The organism is Aquibacillus halophilus (assembly GCF_009649745.1).
Classification (GTDB): Bacteria; Bacillota; Bacilli; order Bacillales; family Amphibacillaceae; genus Aquibacillus; species Aquibacillus halophilus.
Map to the genome: position 1 here is coordinate 19,769 of NZ_WJNG01000020.1, position 21,709 is coordinate 41,477.

Here is a 21,709-nt window from a genome sequence, read left to right on the forward strand (position 1 = left end):
GGGAATCTGTTTCATGACAGAAGCGAATAATTGTAAGGTGTTAATTGTAGATGATCGAGCAGAGAATCTTTTAGCTTTAGAAGCCATTTTGGAAGACTTGGACGTTAAATTATTAAAAGCAAATTCAGGTAATGACGCATTAAGTTTAATGCTCGAAGAAGAAATTGCTTTAGTACTTTTGGACGTACAAATGCCAGAAATGGATGGATTTGAAGTAGCAGAAATAATGAAATCCAGTGATCGCACAAAATATATACCTATTATTTTTGTGACAGCGATTAGTAAAGAAGATAAATATGTAAGTAAGGCTTATGATTCAGGTGCAGTCGATTATTTATTAAAGCCAATTGTACCAGAGTTTTTAATTAGTAAAGTGAAAGTTTTTATGGAATTACACAGACAAAAACAGAAAATCAAGCAACAGGCAATGGAACTAGAAGAGGCGAATGCCAAGCTAAGAGCCTTATCTTATATAGATGGATTAACACAAATTCCGAATAGGCGAAATTTTGATGAGAACCTTGAAAAAGAGTGGAAAAATGCAATTCGAACCGCTTCACAAGTATCCTTGATTTTAATAGATGTTGATTTTTTTAAAGATTATAATGATATTTATGGTCACTCTAAGGGTGATGAGTGCTTGAAAAGTGTCGGAACAAAATTAGCTAATACCGTTCAAAGACCAAGAGATCTTGTAGCTAGATACGGTGGAGAAGAATTCGTGGTTGTTTTACCAAACACGTCTCGACAGGATGCGGAAATGATTGCAAATCAGATGAAGGACAATATTGAAGGTTTACAAATTGCACATGGGAAATCCTCTGTTAGTAATTATGTTACGATTAGTGGTGGCATCGCAACATTGAAGCCTACGGTTATTATGAAAAAGGAGGAACTTTCACAGAGAGCAGATCAGGCATTATATAAAGCAAAGGATCTGGGCGGAAACCAAATTGTTGCATATAATGTAGACTTGCAATAGCACTAAATTCGCATTATTAGTCTGTATTTTTTTTGAATTTTGCTTGAATGAAGCCAAGTATAAAAGCGAACATCTGTCCATGCCAACCCCTACTTTCATGATAAGTCGTTACTATTCAAGTGAACAGAATGATCTTGAAGAAGGACTACTTAAGAAATGTGCAGAGCATATTACATTAGGTAGTAAACGTAGCGCTTCTCAAGATCTATCATTTTCCCTACAACAACTAGTAGAGATAGCACTAAGAGCAGCAACTTCACCAGCTATTAATGATCCATACACAAGAAAGCACTGTAATTGAAAAATTAAAAATTGGAAAAGTTTTGGAATTGTACGTAATGTGTGCTTTGGAGCTAACATTATATGACATTAACGGAGGCTTCTCATTAGTTGATTAAACTGATGAGAGGCTTCTTTTTTTATTTCTCGTGTTAAAACGTAAGACAATCCCTCTGAGTAAGTGTTTTGTCCTTACATTCCATATATCCTCTAAAATAATCCGCAAATATTGATGTCTTGTAATGGTAATCATTCTCGGCTTACGCATGGTAAAGGCTATCTTTTCCTTCTTTGGATGAATATAAAAAAAAATATGTAAAAGAATATAGGCGCTAGTTTACAAAAAAAAAAAAATGTGTTAAATTTAGAAAGTTAAATACGTTAAGAAAATTTTTAACAAAATTAATTTAACCGGGAATAAGTTCTAGCTCGATCCGGAAAAATGAAGAGACATCACCCAAATATTGCGAAGGTCGAGATAGATATAAACAGTCTAGGTTTGACATGAGTTAATCAATTCAAGATTAGGAATAGATTACAAAACATATTTATCTAAGCCTAAAACCTTGAACCATTGAAAGGGTAAATTAAATTGCATTAAAAAAATATTAAACTAGTGACTGGTTATAATAACTGAAGGAGAGTTTTTGATGAATGCTTTTCAGATTTCTTTAATCATTGAATTCAATTATCAACATCTAAGGAGGTTTGCTATATGAAAGAAAAATTTGATTATGTAGTCGTTGGTGGTGGTAGTGCGGGTTCAGTACTCGGCGACCGTCTAAGTGAAGATGGGAAACACAGTGTCCTTGTTTTAGAGGCAGGACGTAAGGATTTTGCATGGGACCTATTGATCCAAATGCCAGCAGCCTTACCGTTTCCTGCAGGGAAAAGCTTATACGACTGGAAATACGAATCCGACCCTGAACCATATATGAAAGGTCGACGTATCAAGCATGCCCGTGGAAAGGTACTTGGAGGTTCTAGCTCAATAAATGGCATGATCTTCCAACGCGGCAATCCATTGGATTATGAACGTTGGGGAGCCGACCCAGGTATGGAAACGTGGGACTTTGCACACTGTCTTCCGTATTTCAAGCGGATGGAAAATGCTTTAGCTGCGGATAAAGATGATGAGTTCCGTGGCCACGATGGTCCTCTGAAATTGGAACGTGGGCCAGCAACTAATCCATTATTCCAAGCATTCTTTAACTCAGCTGTTGAGGCTGGCTATTCACGAACACCTGATGTAAACGGTTTTCGTCAAGAGGGTTTCGGACCATTTGATAAGCATGTGTTTAAAGGTAGACGTTTGTCAGCTTCACGTGCATATCTACATCCGAATATGGAGCGAAAGAACCTCACTGTGGAAACTCGTGCTTTTGTTACAAGTATTGACTTTAATGGTACCCGAGCAAGCGGTGTGACATATCAACGAAACGGGAAGACTCATCAGGTTGCTGCAGGTGAAGTTGTACTTGCTGGTGGTTCAATTAATACACCGCAGCTTCTTCAACTGTCTGGTGTGGGCGATGCTGAACACTTGCGTTCTGTTGGCATCGAACCGGTAGTTGACCTTCCAGGTGTAGGGGAAAACCTTCAGGATCATCTCGAAGCCTACATTCAGTACTCTTGTCCGCTACCGGTTTCTGAGCAGCCTAACTTAAATAAAGCAAAGATGCCTTGGATTGGTTTGCAGTGGTTACTAGGACGTAAAGGTCCAGCTGCAACTAACCACTTTGAAGGTGGAGGTTTTGTTCGATCGAACGAGGAAGTCGATTACCCAAACCTGATGTTCCACTTCCTTCCAGTAGCAGTAAGGTACGATGGACAAAAAGCGGACACTAAACACGGATTCCAGGTACACGTCGGGCCTATGTATTCTGATGCACGAGGGTCATTAAAGATTCGTTCTAAAGATCCTAAAGAGTATCCAAGTATGGTCTACAACTATCTTTCTACCGAACAGGATCGACGTGAGTGGATTGAAGCCGTAAAAATTTCACGAGAAATCATGAATCAGCCAGCTATGGCACCATATAATTCGGGAGAAATGGCACCTGGTAAGGCCGTTCGTACAGACGAAGAGATTTTGGACTGGGTGGCGGAAGATGCAGAGACTGCACTTCATCCTAGTTGTACAGCAAAAATGGGGCCCGCATCAGATCCAATGGCTGTTGTAGATCCCCTAACTATGAAGGTCCATGGGCTCGATAATGTCCGAGTGGTCGATGCATCTGCTATGCCTTATGTCACTAATGGTAATATTCATGCACCCGTCCTAATGTTGGCGGAGAAGGCAGCTGATTTAATCCTTGGACTTAAACCGTTAGAGCCTATTGATATCGACTTTTATCGTCATGGAGTACATCCAGCCGATGCAGGCACAGTAAAATCATAAAAAATCATAAGCTAAATAATCTTATTATAAGAAGGTCCCTTTCAAAATGTATTTGCTGTCAAAGCCTACATTTATGAAAGAGACCTTCTCTTTTTTTAACTGTCAAAATAGACTCAGATTGAATTAATTTTTTTTTTTTTGTGTGCTTCCTCAATTGCTTCTAAGTCTTAGTTGCCTTTATCGTCTAAGTGTCGGAGTCTGTTAGTAATCGTTTGTAAGTATGCTTCAGACTCAGCAAAGGTATTTTTGCTTTTAGGACATAAGAGTACATTCCCAAAATATACATTAAGTAAATAATAAGAGGAGTGGATCAGATTTGAGTGAAATAAAGTGCTTAGTCTGTAGTGGTGTGCATTTCAGAAAAGGCTATTACGATATAGATTTACATATAGATATAAATTCAACAGCTCACAATGCTGTAGATGTAAGAAATAGAAGCTTTATAAATGATATAGACGTTGATGTTGATGTGAATACTAGCATTTTTCATGATGATATTATGTCTCGTGGTGATCTGGATTTTAGGATGAGTTCAGACGACAAACGAAATGAATATCCGGATTATGCTGAAGTTTATAAATATGTTTGTGAAGAGTGTGGTTATATCATGAGTTTTATTAAGGAAAAGAAAGTTGAAAGTAAAAAGGAAGAGAAAGACCGAAAGAAAAAAGAGCATATGTATGATTGGACAGATTTTCGATGATTTATCGTCAATATCAAAAAAGAAACAGCCAGCCCAATGTCTAGATTAGGTACCACAAAAGTGTATTGTCATCCTCAATCATCAAAAACAGAATCATGATAGCCATCAAAATAACCATAGTAAGATAAGTGAATATCTTCAAAACAATTTGTCGAATTATTCGCTCTTTTGTCGAAAATATGTTGTGAGTAGGTAAATATTACGGTATTATATAAATAATTAACTGCTCCAAAAGTCTCACTAACTGTTAGTACATAATAAAATAGAGAAAGGCAAACTGTTTGAAAGAACAGGACGCAAAGCAAAGGGTCTAAAATAAGGTCAATTCCTTACCATGATCGCCTGGCTACCAATCAAGATTGTATTGAATTATTAATCTAGTTGGCTATCCCTGTATGTTTGAGGATAGTTTTTTTATTGCTTTTTTAATTCAATCACAATTTAATATAAATGATTTTATACTTGAAATTGTTGATATTTAACTAGAATGATAAGGAGAATGAAAATGAAATCTGGATTAAAAAGAAATAATAATATGTCTTTAAAAATTAAACTAATCACTATTTGTTTACTATTAGTAGCTATTCCCACGTTATTAGTGGGTCTAGTATCTTATAATATTGCGAAAAAAGATTTAGCATCCTTAGGTAATGAGCTTCTTAAAAACAATGTGAATCAATCTATTAATATGTTAAGAACTTTAGATGAAGAGGTTGAACATGGTGATATAACATTAGAAGAGGCTAAAGAATATGCAAAAGAAGCGATAACTGGTTTGCCTAACGAAGATGGTACAAGAAATATAAATGATAATGTTCATCTTGGAGAAAATGGTTATGCTTTTGTTATGGATAGGGAGGGCCTTTTATTATCACACCCATTAAAAGAAGGGGTTAATCTATGGAGTGTTGAAGACCCGGACGGAGTACTAGTAGGTAAATCAATAGTGGATAGTGCTTTAGAGGGAAATGGTTTTTCCGGTTATATTTGGGAACTGCCAGATAATCCAGAAAAACTAGCACCTAAAACCACGTATGCACAAGAGTTTGAACCTTGGGGATGGGTAATTGCCGCTGGTACTTATGACAAGGATTTTAATGCACCTGCTCAGAATGTTCTAAATAGTACATTAATAGTATTGGCTATTACATTGATTGTCAGCGTTGTCATAATAGTTCTATTTGCTAATAGTATAAGTAAACCTATTAAAAAACTGGTCCAATATAGCGAGCAAATTGCGGAAGGTGACTTTTCAGTTGCTGATGTTGAGACAAAAGACAAAGGTGAAGTAGGCTTATTGATTACAAGTTTTAATAATATGAAAAATAATTTGAAATACTTTATTACATCTGTAAATGATAAAACTGTAAATGTAGCATCGACTTCAGAGGAACTTAGTGCTAGTGCAGAAGAGACAAGTAAAGGTACAGAGCAAATTGCAGATTCAGCTACACAATTAGCTGAAGGATCTGACAATCAATCCAATTCAGTTGATGAAGTTGATAATCTTCTTAATAATATGTCTCAGACAATGGCTAATATGATTGAGTCTATAAAAGATATATCTCAACAAACTTCTGAAACTACACACACTGCAACTGAAGGAAACAATGTAGCAATTGAAATGACAAGTCAAATGACTTTAATAGGTAAACAGTCTAAAGAGGTAGAAGAAGTAATACAAACATTAGATCAAAAATCAAATGAGATTGGTAAAATCATTACTATTATAACTGATATATCTAATCAAACAAATCTATTGGCTTTAAACGCAGCTATTGAAGCAGCCAGAGCTGGTGAACAAGGTAAAGGCTTTGCAGTAGTGGCTGATGAAGTTAGGAAATTGGCTGAACAATCTGGTGTAGCTTCTACACAAATCAGCAATCTAATTAAAGAAATTCAATCAGAATCACAGAAAGCAATCGAGTCTGTTAATTCAAGTAATAAAGTTGTTGAAGATGGAGTTACTTTGACCGAAAAAACAGGAAGTGCTTTTGATAATATCACAACAGCAATTACCAATGTTTCTAATAACACGAAAACATTATATTCAAATTCTGATAAAGTAAGTGACAGTATTAGTAATATAATTAAATCAATGAAAAAACTGCAAGGACTAACTCAAGATTCTCATGGATTCACACAAAATATTGCAGCTGCTACCCAACAACAAAACGCATCTATGGAAGAGATAGCTGCATCTGCAAGAAATTTAGCTGATACGGCTACTGAATTACAAGATGAACTGAGTAAATTTAGAGTATAGAAAGATAGACCACCTTTAATGGTGGTCTATCTCTTTTAGTACTAATAATTAAACCTAAGAGTTCATTTAGACAGAAAAGTTATTCTAAAGTTAGTATAATTTTAAATTAGCCTACTTAGAGAAAAACACAATTGGAGGTATAAAGCCTACTTAAAATAAGTCAAAAATAGCCTCTCTTTTAGGGTTATTTTTAATAGAAATAGGAACACTAGCTTAGGGTATGCTGATAACTATTAGGTAATTTAAAATAATATAGTCGAAGATTTCACATTTATGATAAACTTACAAATAGTTTATGTTAATTAACAAGGAGCTCAATTATGAAATTGTCTTTAAAAAATTTTAAACTAACAAAACAGTTATCAACCTTTCATATAATTGTTATTTATTATTTATTAGCTGTAGCCTTTGCTACGCTCTTATTAGGCATACCTTTTTTTCATTATCCAGGGGTAAGTCCTACTTTTATTGATACGTTGTTCACTGCCGTTAGTGCAATAAGTGTAACTGGGTTAACAGTGGTTTCCACTGCTGACACCTTTAATACATATGGTAAATTAGCAATTGCTTTGGTGCTACAGCTCGGCGGTATAGGAATTATGACTATGGGTACATTTATTTGGGTGATTTTAGGTAAGAAAATTGGATTACGTGGCAGGCAACTAATACGTGTAGATCAAAATAGTAAGACTTTGTCTGGCTTAGTTAAGCTAATGCTTAAGATTTTCCAAATTGTACTTATTATCGAATTGGTTGGTGCACTGATATTAAGCACTTATTTCCTACAGTATTTTGATACCTGGCAGGAAGCTCTGCTACAAGGATTTTTTGGAGCAGTCAGCGCTACTACGAACGGTGGTTTTGACATTACTGGTTCTTCCTTGATTCCATTCGCGGATGATTATTTTGTGCAATTCGTGAACATTATTTTAATTGTCTTGGGTGCTATCGGTTTTCCGGTTTTGATCGAGGTACAAGATCTTTTGAGTGGTAACTATAAAGAATCCAATAATAAATACCATTTTTCTTTATTTACAAAGCTAACTACCTTTACATTTCTTCTTCTTGTGTTAGTGGGATGGCTATTTATATATCTACTTGAAAGAAACGCATTTTTTGCTGATAAGGTATGGCATGAAACGTTTTTTTATAGTTTGTTTATGTCAGTCACATCAAGAAGTGGCGGTTTAGCAACAATGGATGTCAATGAATTTTCCATGCCGACCTTGTTATTTATGTCTGCACTAATGTTCATAGGTGCATCCCCAAGTAGTGTTGGTGGTGGTATTCGAACAACAACTTTCGCCATCATGTTGCTTGCAATATATAACTACGGAAAAGGTAACTCTAGCATTAAAGTATTCGGAAGAGAGATTGATCCAGAAGATGTGACGAGGTCATTTATAGTTATATCAACGGCAACCATGTTGGTTATTAGTTCTATTATTATGTTAGCTTCAACTGAAAATTTTCCAATTATAGCCATAATATTTGAGGTTTCTTCTGCCTTTGGAACAACAGGATTGTCTATGGGAATTACTCCAGATCTCAGCACATTTGGAAAAACGTTAATCATGTTCCTAATGTTTGTTGGTAGGATAGGAATATTCTCGTTCATATTCCTAATGAGAGGTAAGGAAACAAAAGATATATACCGCTTCCCAACCGAAAAAGTTATTATAGGATAAGAACAAGGCCTTAGAATTTATCTAAGGCCTTTTTTTTACCATGCATCTATAAATATTCTATTATCACTATAAACCAAACATATGGGTAAAATAGGTCAAATCAACTATTCCCATTAAAATATTGTGAAAAATCCGTAAATTTCCATCATTACCACTTCAATCTGCTTGCGTAATACCGCCCCCAATGTAGTATAGTTATAATAGGAGAGTTTGTATAAACATACATGCTTATATAACGGAAGGGGTTTTGTTATGGTGCAGCAGACATTTTTGTACAATTCAAAAATTAACAAGGTATTAAAAAATATTAGTAAAGTTATGATTGGTAAAGAGAAAGAGGCAACGCTAAGCTTAGTTGCTTTATTGGCCGAGGGACATGTACTACTTGAAGATGTTCCTGGAGTAGGAAAGACGATGTTAGTAAGAACGTTAGCAAAATCTTTGGATTGTGAGTTTAAGAGAATTCAATTCACACCAGATTTATTGCCATCTGATGTTACTGGTGTTTCGATATATAATCCTAAAGAGTTGGAGTTCGAATTCAGAGGAGGCCCTATTCTAGGGAATATCGTTCTCGCTGATGAAATAAATAGAACATCCCCAAAAACACAATCTGCTTTGTTAGAAGCTATGGAAGAGATGAGTGTGACAGTTGATGGCGCAACAATTCAACTTAATCCACCGTTCTTTGTAATGGCAACACAGAATCCGATTGAATACGAGGGAACCTATCCATTACCAGAGGCACAACTAGATCGTTTTATACTGAAATTAAAAATGGGTTACCCAACATATGCAGAAGAGTTAGAAATGCTTGATAGAACCTCGAAAGAGCATCCAATTAAATCAGTCGAAGCGGTTATGACTAAAGAAGAATTGATTGGTGTTCAGAATCAGGTAAAAGAAGTATTTATTGAAAAAGGTGTTCAACAATATATTGTTCAACTTGTGACGGCAACGAGGAATCATGAATCTGTTTATTTAGGAGTTAGTCCGAGGGGATCGATTGCATTGATGAAGGCAGCCAAAGCATTCGCATTTATTCATGATCGTGACTATGTTATTCCTGATGATGTGAAGTATTTAGCACCTTATGTTCTGGCGCATCGTATTATTTTAAATTCTGAAGCTAAGTTTCAGGGGACAACTGAAGAAAAAATTATAGGGGAATTGTTAGAAACTATTTCTATCCCTGTTCGAAAGGAATATCTTTAATGAAAGAAAACCTTAGCTTTATTATAAAGCTAATGCAAATTTTATTGATATTTGTTGTTTTCTTTACCTATGCTATGTTCCAGGGTGGTTTTGTCAGTTGGTTTTTATTTTATAGTTTTCTTCCCCTGTTAGTTTATCTGTTCCTTCTCTTAATACACCCAATTTCTAAATGGTCGGTAAAGAGAACCTTATCCCAAAATGTAGCAAGGGCTGGGGATGCCATTACTGTTAACGTCGAGATTAAAAGAAGATGGCCGTTCCCTATCCACTATTGTATTATTGAAGAGTTTTTCCCATTATCATTACAACAGAAAAGTATTAATCTACAAAACTATCGATATTTTGACCAACCAGAAATTATCAATGAAAAAAGACTATTGGAAAAGGCTGTATTTCCTTGGTTTAAAAAAACAATTCACTTCCAGTATACACTGGAGAATTTGCCCCGTGGTGAACACCAACTAAACGCAATTCGGATTAAAACGGGGGACTTTTTTGGATTTATTAAGAGGGACTACGTCGCTTCAGTTACTAATCGATTATTAGTGTATCCTCATCGGCGGGAACTCATGGTTAGAGAGAGAGTGAGTAGCTTTGATGAAGGAACTTCTCCTTCTCAAAACATAACTATGAAAAATGCCAATGTAGTTACTGGTGTTCGCGAGTATATGCCTGGTGATCGTTTTTCATGGATAGATTGGAAGACAACGGCTAGAAAAAACACAGTAATGACGAAAGAATTTGAACAAGAAAAAAGCTCGGGAACTACTCTAATTCTAGATGCGGTTGACTATGATGGGTTGAATAAACTTGTATATGAGGCTAGTGTCGAGGTTACCTTTTCATTAATTGAGTTTTTTAAAAAGAAAACCTCACAATTGGGTTTTTTAACGCTAGGTAAAGAGCCAGTATTTTTCCCGTTTCATGAGGATTCTCGTAAGAAAGATTTAATTGATAGATTTCTTGCAAAAGTAGAGCCTAGTGAGGGAGTTGCCTTTCATCAGCAACTGGCAGAGGAAATAAAGAAGGTTCCACAAGGATTAACGACAATGATTGTTATTACTTATATTAATCCTGAAATAAAACAATCGATTGACATCGTAAAGAGAAAGAGTAAGAGAGTTGTTGTCTATTTAATTCAACCGTTGTCTAAGATTACGAATGAGGATAATCAAATTATTAACCAACTCACTATTGAAGGTGTTATTGTTAATTTATTAACGGAAAAAGTACTTATTTCACAAAGATTTGAGGTGAACATGTAATGGCGCGTCCATCTCTGAATCAGCCGCAAATCTATCAATATATTGTATATATCTGTGGGTTCTTGTTATTTTGGGAGTGGTTGCGTCCTTTGGATACCATTTCTGATACTGGTGATTTGGTATTATTTGTGATTTACGCTGCTTTTTGCTTTTTTATTTCGATGCTAAATGTGAAGTGGTGGCTATCAATACCTCTTAAAACCGCAGGGATTGTCATTCTGATAGACGGATTATTTATGACAGAACCAATACTCAGTCCAGCCTGGTTTAGTTTATTGTACATGCATGCACAATTTAATTTTGACGTGATGACTAGTCAGCAATGGGAGGAAATGACTCCATTATTTAGAAGTCTATTATTCTTACTGTTGTTATGGACGATGAGTTACCTGTTATATTATTGGTTTGTTATCGCAAAGCGAATTTTTCTATTTGTATTATTGACTTTTATTTATATAACCGTACTTGATACATTTACGATGTATGAAGCTAATGCAGCTATTGTCCGTACATTTGTCGTATCGTTAATTGCTATGGGTGTTGCTAGTCTATCAAATGAACTAGAACGTAAATCAGTTCAATATGATGGTAGTAATAATTTTCTGTCTAGAATTGTTCCCTTGTTACTAATTGTTTCCTGCTTAACGATAATAGGTGTAATTTCTCCAAAGCAAGAGCCTAAATGGCCAGATCCAGTTCCTTTTATAACGAGCACTGCTCAAAATGCTGGTATTGGTGAAGGTGGAAGTTCTGTGGTGCAAAAAGTTGGCTATGGAGAAAACGATTCCAGACTTGGAGGATCATTTGTTCAAGATTTTACACCTGTTTTCCAAGCTGCAGTTAGCCAGGAGCATTATTGGAGGATCGAAACAAAGGATAGGTACACGGGCAAAGGCTGGGAAAGTTCAACAGAGCTAAATTACCAAGAACAACCATCTGGAAGAATGTCATTAGAACTTTTTCATGACACAGTTGCTACTGAAAATCTGTCTGCAATGGTAAGATTCGAAGAGAATGCTTCCTTACCCAAATTAGTGTACCCATATGGAGTAGAGACTGTTTCTAGTAATTCTGACGAGGAATATTTATTGGATCAAAACACCGGGTCAATAACCACTGGTGGCAATTTATCACAAGGGATATTAAGTAATTATACGTTAAACTATAACTATCCCTCTTTTTCTATCAATCAACTACTTGAATCAACTGATAATGATCCAGAAGAGATAAGAGAGAAGTATCTGCAGTTACCAGAAGATTTACCAGACCGAATAGGTAACCTATCTGAACAAGTAGTAATAGACACGGAAACAAGGTATGAAAAAGTAATAGCGATAGAGCAATATTTTAATCGGAATGGCTTCGCTTATCAAACAGAAGAAGTTGCGGTCCCGCGACAAGGCGATGATTACGTTGATCAATTTTTGTTTGAAACAAAAGTAGGGTATTGTGATAACTTCTCAACGTCAATGGTAGTGATGCTCCGAACTCTAGGTATACCTACTCGTTGGGTAAAAGGTTTTACATCAGGAGATAGGCTGGATGAACAACCTTCTGGACTCCCTAATGATCTAGAGGTTTATGAAATAAGTAATTCAAATGCTCACTCGTGGGTAGAAGTTTACTTTCCAGAGATAGGCTGGGTGCCATTTGAACCCACATCAGGATTTTCTAGTGCGGTGGATTTCTATTTAGATGAGGAAACAACCGAAACAGAAGAAGATAATGAGACTGTTCAAGAGCAAGAGACAGAGGAAGAATTAGAAGGTAATTACCAAGATTTTGAAGAAGAAGCAGCTGAAGCTTTTGGTGATGAAACCGGTGGAAATTCCTCTGATTCGGTATTGTCAATTGTCCTTGTTAGTAGTGCAGTCGTTGCAGCAGTGAGCATTTTACTCTATTTGACGAGATATCGTTGGAGAACAACGATAATGATTAAAAGATATAAGAACAAGGGTGGGGTAGTGGCTACCCAAAATGCTTATCACTACTTACTAAAGGTCCTTGATCATAAGGGTATAAAACGATCACAGGGGCAAACATTAAGAGAATATGCTCGCCATGTCGATAAAGAGTTCCAAACTACCGATATGACACGGTTAACCTATCACTTTGAGAGAATGATTTACAGAAATGAAGAGGATTCGTACGAAAGGGAAAAGATTACGGAATTGTGGGAAAATTTAATTAAGAAAACATTAACTTGACCCGAAATAACGTCATTGATAGAATGATATAAATCTATAAATAATACCTTCATATATGCTCGGTAATATGGACCGAGCGTTTCTACTAAGATACCGTAAATGTCTTTGCTATGAAGGTAGAAATCGTTTATATGTCTTTACTACTGATTTCTGCCTTCTTAGCTGAGGGCGGATTTTTTGTTTTGCTGGATTAGATAAAGGAGATGATTGCCGTGGATGTTAACAATGAAATGGTTCTAGTACTAGACTTTGGAAGTCAATATAATCAGTTGATCACTAGACGGATAAGAGAGTTTGGTGTCTATAGTGAACTTCATTCTCATAGACTTACTGCTGAAGAGATAAAGGAAATGAACCCAAAAGGGATTATTTTATCAGGTGGTCCACATAGTGTCTATGATGAGAATAGCTTTCGATGTGATGAGCGTATTTTTGATTTGGGTATTCCTATTCTTGGGATCTGTTATGGTATGCAGTTAATGACTTTACATTTTGGTGGAACTGTAAGAAAAGCAAAAGATAGAGAATATGGCAAAGCAGAAATTAATTTAGTAAATGAATCAGGTCTATTCACCGGAACACCACAATCTCAGTCCGTTTGGATGAGTCATGGTGATAAAGTAATTGAACCACCAGCAGGATTCGCTATTGATGCGACTAGTAAATCAACACCAATAGCTGCTATGAGTAACATAGAGTGTAACTTATACGGAGTACAGTTTCATCCGGAAGTTAGAAATACCGAATATGGCAACCAGCTTCTTAAACAATTTGTTTTTGATATTTGTGATTCCACCGGTGATTGGACAATGGATAACTTTATTGATCAAGAAATAGAAAAAATCCGTTCCAAAGTAGGCAATAAAAAAGTGTTGTGTGCATTGAGTGGTGGAGTTGATTCTTCGGTAGTAGCAGCTTTAATTCATAAAGCAATCGGCGATCAGTTAACATGTATTTTTGTTGATCATGGTTTACTTCGAAAAGATGAAGGCGACATGGTAATGGAGACCTTCCAAGAAGGATTCAATATGAATATTATTAGAGTAAATGCTCAAGAGCGTTTTCTATCAAAATTAAAAGGTGTATCCGATCCGGAACAAAAACGAAAGATTATTGGCAATGAGTTTATCTATGTGTTTGATGATGAAGCGGACAAACTTAAGGATATTGACTTCTTGGCACAAGGAACACTGTACACGGATATTGTGGAAAGCGGTACGGAAACAGCCCAAACAATTAACTCCCATCATAATGTTGGTGGATTACCAGAAAATATGCAGTTTGAATTGCTTGAGCCATTAAGTGCTTTGTTTAAGGATGAAGTCCGAGTTCTCGGGACTGAACTCGGCTTAACTGAAGCGGTCGTTTGGAGACAACCATTTCCTGGCCCAGGTCTAGGTATTCGAGTATTAGGTGAAATCACACAGGAAAAAATAGAAATAGTCAGAGAATCAGATGCCATTTTGAGAGAAGAAATAAAGAATGCTGGTTTAGAACGTGATATTTGGCAGTATTTCACCGTTCTTCCTGATATTCGAAGTGTAGGAGTTATGGGTGATGCTAGAACGTACGATTACACGATTGGAATACGTGCTGTCACCTCCATTGATGGAATGACCTCAGATTGGGCTAGGATTCCGTGGGAAGTGCTTGAAAGGATTTCAACTCGTCTTGTTAATGAAGTGGACCAAATAAACAGAGTTGTCTACGATATTACTAGTAAACCACCTGCAACAATTGAATGGGAATAAGTGGCAATAACCGAACGTTAGATTATCTAACGATAAAAACATTCGCTTTTTCTGTTGACTTGGATTCCATTCACGAGTAATATAAAGATTGTAATCATAATTAAATAAAAAAACCGTCGTATAATTTTGGGGATATGGCCCATGAGTTTCTACCAGACCGCCGTTAATTGGTCTGACTACGCTGGTGTTTTGTGAATTTCCTTTTATGGTTATTTGCGATTCCCAGTATAGTTAATGGTAGCACTCTTGGTATATTGCCAGGGGTGTTTTTTTGCGACGAATCTGGGGAGGAATCTTACAATGAAAAAGTTTTTTCAATTTGAAGAATTAGGTACTAATTTCCGTACGGAGTTTGTTGCCGGATTAACTACGTTTTTAGCAATGGCTTATATTTTATTCGTTAACCCAGCAACGTTAGCTGCTGAGGGTACTGGAATGGATCAAGGTGCAGTTTTTACAGCAACAGCACTTGCTGCTGCAGTCGGTTCCCTGATCATGGGATTAGTTGCTAAGTATCCAATAGCATTAGCACCAGGCATGGGATTAAATGCATTTTTTGCCTATACTGTTGTTTTAGGAATGGGTATTCCTTGGGAAACAGCACTTGCAGGTGTACTAGTATCAGGACTTATATTTATTGTTTTAACTCTTTCTGGTGTCCGCGAAAAAATCATTAATGCAATACCGTCGAATTTGAAATTGGCTGTTGGTGCAGGTATTGGTTTATTTATCGCTTTTATTGGTTTCCAGAATTCAGGAATTATTGTTGCAAATCCAGCGACAATGGTTTCACTAGGTGACTTGTCTGTTGGAACTACATTACTTGCGGTTTTTGGTGTTATTGTTACAGTTGTATTCCTTACATTAGACCTTAAAGGTGGAGTGTTTTACGGAATGATTGTTACAGCAATTGCTGGGATGATCTTTGGTTTAATTGATCCTCCATCTGCAGTGGTTGGAGCAGTTCCAAGCTTAGCTCCAACATTTGGTGCGGCATTTGCAAGCCTTGGTGATATTTTTACACTTCCAATGCTTGGTGTAATCTTAACATTTTTATTCGTTGACTTCTTTGACACAGCAGGTACTTTAGTTGCTGTTGCAACTAAAGCAGGATTAATGAAGGATGATAAATTACCTAGAGCTGGCAAAGCATTGTTCTCTGACTCTGCAGCTACAGTGGTTGGTGCTACATTAGGAACATCTACAACAACTTCTTACGTTGAGTCTGCTACAGGTGTAAGTGCCGGTGGTCGTTCAGGATTTACTGCAGTAGTAACAGCTGGATTCTTTCTTCTAGCACTATTATTTTCTCCACTTCTAGGAGTAGTTACAGCAGCAGTTACCGCGCCAGCGTTAATTATTGTTGGTGTATTAATGGCAACCTCATTAAAAGATATTGAGTGGGATAAATTTGAAATTGCAGTACCATCATTTCTTACAGTAGTAGCAATGCCGTTAACTTATAGTATCGCTACAGGTATTGCAGTTGGTTTTATCTTCTATCCAATTACAATGATTGCAAAAGGTAAGATAAAAGAAATTAATCCGATTATGTGGGGTCTGTTTGTGGTATTTGTTTTATACCTGACTTACTTACACTAAAATAAAATTTAAAGAGCTTTGGTCAATTTGGCCAAAGCTCTTTTCTCTTTAGTTATATTATTGATCTAAATGCTGAATAGAAAGTCTACTTTTGTTCGTTTGTTCCTTTATTAAGCGGTGTAACTGTAGGACGAGCAATCCATGTTGGTAGGTTGCATTAATTTTATCACTGCGAACAGGAAAGGGTAACTCAACTTTTCTCTCAAACACCCCTTGGATAATCTCGTTTTTAATCACCTTGCCACCTGAATGCTCAATATCAATGATTCCTTTTAGTTCAAGAGTTGCGTAGTCTACGTAAACATCTATTTTTTCCAAGTCTTTGACTCCTGGTAAATTAACGTAACAAAGTATTTCCTTTTCATATTGGTATAAATTTATTTGTGGAACAGGTGGTTTTAATACATCTTCAAACTCGTTCCAAAAACTATCGCCAAAGAAACTGTCCATGTTTTTTTTCCAATCGCCCATATTGCTAAAGGGATCCATCAAATTCCTCCTATTTTAAAGTCTTTATTATCTCTGTAATTAGTTCGTTGTATTTGTAGTTATAGTGAAGTAAGATTGCGATATAGTGTATGCAGGACCTGTTTTATAGGTGAATTGCTTAAAAAGTGATATCATGAAATAAGAAAAAACTTTTCAAGTTGGCTGTTCCCTAAAAGATTGTTGTTTTTGAAAGAGTATCTATACTTCCTTTCGGTCTTTATGGGATGAATGTTAGCTCGCCGCTGCGGAAAAATACTCGCTTTCCGTGGGGAACGCTTCAGCCTCCTCGCTCGTAAAGAACACTCACTGCGGGGTCTTCAGACTGTTCCTTTCCCACAGGAGTCTCGCATTTTTCCGCAGCTTAGAGCAACTTTCTGTTCAAGTAACAAGAACTCCAAGAAACGTTTATTTCATGAAATATCACTACTCATTAATTAGAATTTTCATCGCACGAAGGTTTCTACTTCTTTAGGAGTTTTTTGTGTATTCGTCAGCTAGTATTACTTATGTTTGATAACTAGAATAAACCAAACAACAGCTATTTACTTATATGATGAATGGAGCAAAGGGTAGCAGCGAAGGAAATACACGGAGACTCCTGCGGGAGGGAAAGGCATAGGTGAGACCCCACAGTGCGTAGCGCGAGGAGGCTCAACAGCCACCCGCGGAAAGCGTAGTGTATTTCCGCAGCGGTGTGAAAGCTGTATGTTACGTCGCATTTTTAATGTGAAGACTAAAAAGAAACAAAACTTATGAAAAGAGCCTTTAAGTTAAATGGGTGAAAGTATTAATAAGAAGATTTAGGAGGCATTTATTGTGCTGGATAATGCATTAGTTATGATCGTAATCATATTATCGGTAAACGTTTTTTACGTGTCATTTTCGACGATGAGGGTAATTTTAACTCTTAAAGGTAGAAGATACATTGCCGCTTTTATTGGAATGTTTGAAATAACGATTTACACATTAGGACTTGGGTTGGTGTTGGGTAACCTAGACCGAATAGAAAATCTGGTAGCCTATGCGCTTGGTTATGGAATAGGTGTCATAGTTGGTTCAATGATTGAAGAGAAACTTGCGCTTGGGTACATTACTGTCAATGTTATCTCGGCTGATCCTGAATTAACCTTTACGAAACAATTGCGGGATAAAGGTTACGGAGTGACAAGCTCGTATGCATATGGAATGGATGGGGATCGTTTGTCCATGCAAATACTAACACCGAGAAAATACGAATTACAGTTATATGAAGTAATTAAGAATATCGATCCAAAAGCATTTATAATCTCTTATGAGCCAAAGCAAATTCATGGTGGATTCTGGGTCAAACAAGTTAGGAAGGGAAGACTTTTTAAAAATGTCAAAAAACAGTAATAAGAAAAATAATTCAAAAAAACGCTTTGAATTGCAGCAGGGGGAAACCATCGATCAATGCCTTGCTCGGATTGAACAGGAAGGGTACACCCCGATAAGGAGAACAGAGGTACCTGTCTTTCAAGAAATAAATAAAGATGGTGTAATTACCTACGATCCCGTAAGCAAAAAAGTAGTTTTTGAAACTGTACCCCTATAAAGACGAACGTTTTAAAAAATGTTCGTTAAAAACGTTCGATATTTATTGACATAAAACTTCACTACTTGTTATCATATAAATACAACTTATTAATAATAAACTTACCTCATATAATTTCGGGGATATGGCCCGATAGTCTCTACCCGTCGCCGTAAATGATGGACTATGATGGAAGAAGAATCATTGTGGAGAAATTAGCAATGATTATTATGAATGCATATGAACCTTGGGTCACTTATGCCTATTCATCTTCTCTCATTATGAGGAGACGAATAGGCATTTCTTTGTTTGTTAGTAAAAACAGCACTTATATTAATTTAAATGATGGGTCATAGAAAAGAGGTCTTTTTATGAATCGTGTTGGGGTAATTATGGGAAGCTTATCTGATTGGGAAACAATGAAGAACACTTGTGATGTATTGAAGGAGCTAGATATTCCATTTGAAAAGGAAATCATTTCTGCCCACAGGACTCCTGAAGATATGTTTCAATATGCTGAAGAGGCAAAAGGTAGAGGATTGAAAGTAATCATTGCTGGAGCAGGTGGTGCTGCCCACTTACCAGGAATGGTCGCAGCAAAAACTACTTTACCCGTTATTGGGGTTCCAGTCCAATCGAAGAGTCTTAATGGGCTAGATTCTTTGCTATCAATCGTCCAAATGCCAGGAGGAGTTCCCGTAGCGACAGTGGCAATTGGTAGTGCTGGAGCAAAGAATGCAGGCATACTGGCCGCACAGATATTGGGTGCTTTTGATGATGAAATTTCAACTAGATTACTAGATTATCAGAACTCAATGAGAAAAAAAGTTGAGGAAATGAGGGATCAACTTGCAACAGAATAGGATACTACCGGGACATACAATAGGTATCGTTGGTGGAGGTCAATTAGGAAGAATGATGGCTATTGCAGCCAAGCATATGGGCTATCGAATTGTAGTTTTAGATCCAACACCGGATTGTCCAACTGCACAAGTAAGTGATCGCCATATTGTCGCAGACTATGACGACATAAAAGCAATTAAGCAATTAGCGGAACTATCAGACGTGGTTACTTATGAATTTGAGAATGTTGACCTTGTATCTGCCCGTTACCTTGAAAAGCACGGAGTTCTTCCTCAAGGAGCAGAATTGTTAGCTATTACTCAAGATAGAGAGAATGAAAAAAAGATAATTGTAAAAAATAATTTACCTGCTGCTTCCTATGAAGTGATTGAAAATCACGCCGAATTGTACGATGCATTAGATCGTATCGGTTTCCCTGCAGTTCTTAAAACCTGTCGTGGTGGTTATGATGGGAAAGGACAACTGAAAATTGAATCAACAGGAGATATCCATGCCGCTCTAGGGTTTTTAGAACAGAATGGAAGATGCATGTTTGAACAATGGTTAGCTTTCGATAAAGAGATATCCGTGGTGTTAACAAGAACAATGGATAGGAAAATCACTTTTTTCCCGATTGCTGAAAATCAGCATGAAAATCATATTTTACATAAAACAATTGCTCCGGCAAGTATTTCTGAAGCGACAAGGACTAAAGCGTTAGATGCAGCTCGTTCAATTGCTGAGGAAATTGGAGTGGTTGGTACCTTTGCAATCGAAATGTTTGTTCAAGGGGAAGATATCTATATTAACGAGATGGCACCCAGACCCCATAATTCAGGACACTTCACAATTGAAAGCTGTAACGTTTCTCAGTTTGAGCAACATATCCGAGCGATTTGTGGACTTCCTTTGATCCCAATTGAATTTCAAGGAGCATCAGTTATGATAAACCTTATTGGGGAAGATATGACTGACTATCTAAACCGTATGGATGAATTAGGCGGTGCTCATATTCATGTCTATGGGAAAAAAGAAATTAAACCTAACCGGAAAATGGGACATATCACATTTGTAGGATCAAAGCTTACACAATTAATTAATTTGGTAGACAATAAACAAAAATTAATAGCTAAGAGAAATTAGGAGGAAATTAAATGATTGATCGTTACACACGAGAAGAAATGGGAACAATTTGGACGGATGAAAACAAATATAATGCATGGCTAGAAGTTGAAATCTTAGCATGTGAGGCATGGAGTGAATTAGGGGTTATTCCTAAGGAAGATGTAAAAAAAATTCGTGAAAGTGCTTCATTCGATGTAAATCGCATTCTAGAAATAGAAGAAGAGACAAGACACGATGTGGTGGCATTTACTCGTGCAGTCTCAGAAACGCTTGGCGAGGAACGAAAATGGGTTCATTACGGACTTACCTCCACTGATGTAGTTGACACGGCATTATCTTATATATTAAAACAAGCAAACACCATTCTCAGAAAAGATATTGAGCGATTTGTTGATATTTTAGCAGACAAAGCAAAGGAACATAAACATACCGTGCAGATGGGTAGAACTCACGGTGTCCATGCTGAACCGACTACATTTGGTTTGAAAATGGCGCTTTGGTATGAAGAAATGAAGCGTAATCTAGAAAGATTTGAAGCTGCAGCAAAAACTATTGAGACAGGTAAGTTATCAGGCGCTGTCGGCACGTATGCGAATATTGATCCGTTTGTTGAAGAATATGTTTGTGAAAAATTAGGATTAGCAGCTGCGCCAGTTTCAACACAAACGCTACAACGTGACCGTCATGCACATTACGTCTCAACACTGGCGTTGATTGCAAGCTCAATAGAAAAATTTGCAACAGAAATCCGTGGGCTACAAAAAACAGAAACTAGAGAGGTAGAAGAGTTTTTTGCAAAAGGTCAAAAAGGTTCTTCTGCAATGCCGCATAAACGCAATCCAATTGGCTCAGAAAATATGACTGGAATGGCAAGATTAATCCGGGGCTACATGGTAACTGCATATGAAAATGTATCACTATGGCACGAGCGCGATATATCTCATTCATCTGCAGAGCGAGTAATCTTACCAGACGCAACAATTGCTCTAAACTATATGTTAAATCGTTTCTCAAACATTGTTAAGAATTTAACTGTGTTCCCAGAAAACATGAAAGCAAATATTGATAAAACCTATGGCGTTATCTTTTCGCAACGTGTACTACTATCATTAATTGACCAAGGAATGAGCAGAGAAGAAGCGTATGACATTGTTCAACCTAACGCGATGAAGGCATGGGAAAATGGTATTCCATTCAGAGAATTAATTGAAGCAGAAGATAAAATTACGTCAACATTATCACCAGAACAAATAGCTGATTGCTTTGATCACACGTATCACTTGAAAAACGTTGACCGTATTTTTGACAAGATTGGTTTATAAGAGTTTGTTTATGATTAGC

At 36.7% G+C, this 21,709-nt stretch carries 18 protein-coding genes and 4 riboswitches; of the genes, 17 read left to right on the top strand and 1 reads right to left on the bottom strand.

From position 1 onward, the window contains the following. The first annotated feature begins 13 nt into the window (after positions 1–13). The 11 genes from GH741_RS19795 to GH741_RS19845 all read left to right on the top strand — a co-directional run bounded on the left by GH741_RS19795 (position 14) and on the right by GH741_RS19845 (position 16,359). Positions 14–982 carry a GGDEF domain-containing response regulator gene (locus GH741_RS19795; protein ID WP_153738488.1) on the top strand — a complete coding sequence of 323 codons (969 nt, stop codon included), beginning with the start codon at positions 14–16 and terminating at the stop codon, positions 980–982. Positions 983–1,079: 97 nt separating this feature from the next. Further along, positions 1,080–1,283: a DUF2254 family protein gene (locus GH741_RS19800; RefSeq protein WP_170287672.1), complete on the top strand. Its 204-nt coding sequence runs from the start codon at positions 1,080–1,082 to the stop codon at positions 1,281–1,283. Between the two features lie 693 nt (positions 1,284–1,976). Then, positions 1,977–3,662: a choline dehydrogenase gene (gene betA, locus GH741_RS19805; protein WP_153738489.1), complete on the top strand. Its 1,686-nt coding sequence runs from the start codon at positions 1,977–1,979 to the stop codon at positions 3,660–3,662. Positions 3,663–3,978: 316 nt separating this feature from the next. Further along, complete coding sequence (locus GH741_RS19810) at positions 3,979–4,365, top strand: hypothetical protein (RefSeq protein ID WP_153738490.1); 387 nt, start codon at positions 3,979–3,981, stop codon at positions 4,363–4,365. A gap of 261 nt (positions 4,366–4,626) precedes the next feature. Next, positions 4,627–4,719: riboswitch (cyclic di-GMP riboswitch) on the top strand. A 151-nt stretch (positions 4,720–4,870) separates the two neighbouring features. After that, the gene (locus GH741_RS19815) at positions 4,871–6,631 is read left to right on the top strand and encodes a methyl-accepting chemotaxis protein (RefSeq protein WP_170287673.1); all 1,761 of its coding nucleotides are present in this window, start codon (positions 4,871–4,873) and stop codon (positions 6,629–6,631) included. 320 nt (positions 6,632–6,951) lie between these two features. Further along, positions 6,952–8,319, top strand: coding sequence for a TrkH family potassium uptake protein (locus tag GH741_RS19820; RefSeq protein WP_153738492.1), 1,368 nt, complete (start codon positions 6,952–6,954; stop codon positions 8,317–8,319). A gap of 252 nt (positions 8,320–8,571) precedes the next feature. Continuing rightward, the gene (locus GH741_RS19825) at positions 8,572–9,534 is read left to right on the top strand and encodes an AAA family ATPase (RefSeq protein WP_153738493.1); all 963 of its coding nucleotides are present in this window, start codon (positions 8,572–8,574) and stop codon (positions 9,532–9,534) included. Further along, positions 9,534–10,799 (top strand): DUF58 domain-containing protein, encoded by a 1,266-nt coding sequence (locus tag GH741_RS19830; RefSeq protein WP_153738494.1) that lies wholly within the window; start codon positions 9,534–9,536, stop codon positions 10,797–10,799. The genes GH741_RS19825 and GH741_RS19830 overlap by 1 nt, the downstream gene beginning before the upstream one ends. Beyond that, positions 10,799–13,006, top strand: a complete 2,208-nt coding sequence (locus GH741_RS19835; protein ID WP_153738495.1) for a DUF4129 domain-containing transglutaminase family protein — start codon at positions 10,799–10,801, stop codon at positions 13,004–13,006. The genes GH741_RS19830 and GH741_RS19835 overlap by 1 nt, the downstream gene beginning before the upstream one ends. A gap of 29 nt (positions 13,007–13,035) precedes the next feature. Then, a riboswitch (purine riboswitch) is annotated at positions 13,036–13,137 on the top strand. Positions 13,138–13,209: 72 nt separating this feature from the next. Further along, entirely contained in the window at positions 13,210–14,757 is a 1,548-nt protein-coding gene (gene guaA, locus GH741_RS19840) for a glutamine-hydrolyzing GMP synthase (RefSeq protein ID WP_153738496.1), read from the top strand. A 96-nt stretch (positions 14,758–14,853) separates the two neighbouring features. Further along, positions 14,854–14,956, top strand: a riboswitch (purine riboswitch). 101 nt (positions 14,957–15,057) lie between these two features. Beyond that, positions 15,058–16,359, top strand: a complete 1,302-nt coding sequence (locus GH741_RS19845) for an NCS2 family permease (RefSeq protein ID WP_153738497.1) — start codon at positions 15,058–15,060, stop codon at positions 16,357–16,359. A gap of 57 nt (positions 16,360–16,416) precedes the next feature. Here GH741_RS19845 and GH741_RS19850 read toward each other — a convergent pair whose 3' ends face one another. Further along, positions 16,417–16,848, bottom strand: a complete 432-nt coding sequence (locus tag GH741_RS19850) for an Hsp20/alpha crystallin family protein (protein WP_153738498.1) — start codon at positions 16,846–16,848, stop codon at positions 16,417–16,419. A gap of 816 nt (positions 16,849–17,664) precedes the next feature. Between GH741_RS19850 and GH741_RS19855 the strand changes: the two genes are divergently transcribed. The 6 genes from GH741_RS19855 (at position 17,665) to purB (ending at position 21,690) form a co-directional block, all read left to right on the top strand. Continuing rightward, entirely contained in the window at positions 17,665–18,222 is a 558-nt protein-coding gene (locus GH741_RS19855) for a DUF2179 domain-containing protein (protein WP_338079583.1), read from the top strand. Next, positions 18,206–18,421 (top strand): NETI motif-containing protein, encoded by a 216-nt coding sequence (locus GH741_RS19860; protein ID WP_153738499.1) that lies wholly within the window; start codon positions 18,206–18,208, stop codon positions 18,419–18,421. Before GH741_RS19855 ends, GH741_RS19860 begins: the two co-directional genes overlap by 17 nt. Before the next feature lie 86 nt (positions 18,422–18,507). Next, a riboswitch (purine riboswitch) is annotated at positions 18,508–18,607 on the top strand. Next, positions 18,577–18,756, top strand: a complete 180-nt coding sequence (locus GH741_RS19865; protein ID WP_153738500.1) for a hypothetical protein — start codon at positions 18,577–18,579, stop codon at positions 18,754–18,756. It overlaps the preceding riboswitch by 31 nt. 15 nt (positions 18,757–18,771) lie before the next feature. Continuing rightward, complete coding sequence (gene purE, locus GH741_RS19870; protein WP_153738501.1) at positions 18,772–19,263, top strand: 5-(carboxyamino)imidazole ribonucleotide mutase; 492 nt, start codon at positions 18,772–18,774, stop codon at positions 19,261–19,263. After that, positions 19,250–20,386 (top strand): 5-(carboxyamino)imidazole ribonucleotide synthase, encoded by a 1,137-nt coding sequence (gene purK / locus GH741_RS19875; RefSeq protein WP_153738502.1) that lies wholly within the window; start codon positions 19,250–19,252, stop codon positions 20,384–20,386. Before purE ends, purK begins: the two co-directional genes overlap by 14 nt. A gap of 11 nt (positions 20,387–20,397) precedes the next feature. Beyond that, the gene (gene purB, locus GH741_RS19880) at positions 20,398–21,690 is read left to right on the top strand and encodes an adenylosuccinate lyase (RefSeq protein WP_153738503.1); all 1,293 of its coding nucleotides are present in this window, start codon (positions 20,398–20,400) and stop codon (positions 21,688–21,690) included. Positions 21,691–21,709 lie beyond the last annotated feature (19 nt).

Bases quoted from the DNA above. Each gene is read 5' to 3' on its own strand.
- GH741_RS19795 (WP_153738488.1), top strand. From the start codon at position 14: ATGACAGAAGCGAATAATTGTAAGGTGTTAATTGTAGATGATCGAGCA.
- GH741_RS19800 (WP_170287672.1), top strand. From the start codon at position 1,080: ATGATAAGTCGTTACTATTCAAGTGAACAGAATGATCTTGAAGAAGGA.
- betA (WP_153738489.1), top strand. From the start codon at position 1,977: ATGAAAGAAAAATTTGATTATGTAGTCGTTGGTGGTGGTAGTGCGGGT.
- GH741_RS19815 (WP_170287673.1), top strand. From the start codon at position 4,871: ATGAAATCTGGATTAAAAAGAAATAATAATATGTCTTTAAAAATTAAA.
- GH741_RS19820 (WP_153738492.1), top strand. From the start codon at position 6,952: ATGAAATTGTCTTTAAAAAATTTTAAACTAACAAAACAGTTATCAACC.
- GH741_RS19825 (WP_153738493.1), top strand. From the start codon at position 8,572: ATGGTGCAGCAGACATTTTTGTACAATTCAAAAATTAACAAGGTATTA.
- GH741_RS19830 (WP_153738494.1), top strand. From the start codon at position 9,534: ATGAAAGAAAACCTTAGCTTTATTATAAAGCTAATGCAAATTTTATTG.
- GH741_RS19835 (WP_153738495.1), top strand. From the start codon at position 10,799: ATGGCGCGTCCATCTCTGAATCAGCCGCAAATCTATCAATATATTGTA.
- guaA (WP_153738496.1), top strand. From the start codon at position 13,210: ATGATTGCCGTGGATGTTAACAATGAAATGGTTCTAGTACTAGACTTT.
- GH741_RS19845 (WP_153738497.1), top strand. From the start codon at position 15,058: ATGAAAAAGTTTTTTCAATTTGAAGAATTAGGTACTAATTTCCGTACG.
- GH741_RS19850 (WP_153738498.1), bottom strand. From the start codon at position 16,848: ATGGATCCCTTTAGCAATATGGGCGATTGGAAAAAAAACATGGACAGT.
- GH741_RS19860 (WP_153738499.1), top strand. From the start codon at position 18,206: ATGTCAAAAAACAGTAATAAGAAAAATAATTCAAAAAAACGCTTTGAA.
- GH741_RS19865 (WP_153738500.1), top strand. From the start codon at position 18,577: ATGATGGACTATGATGGAAGAAGAATCATTGTGGAGAAATTAGCAATG.
- purE (WP_153738501.1), top strand. From the start codon at position 18,772: ATGAATCGTGTTGGGGTAATTATGGGAAGCTTATCTGATTGGGAAACA.
- purB (WP_153738503.1), top strand. From the start codon at position 20,398: ATGATTGATCGTTACACACGAGAAGAAATGGGAACAATTTGGACGGAT.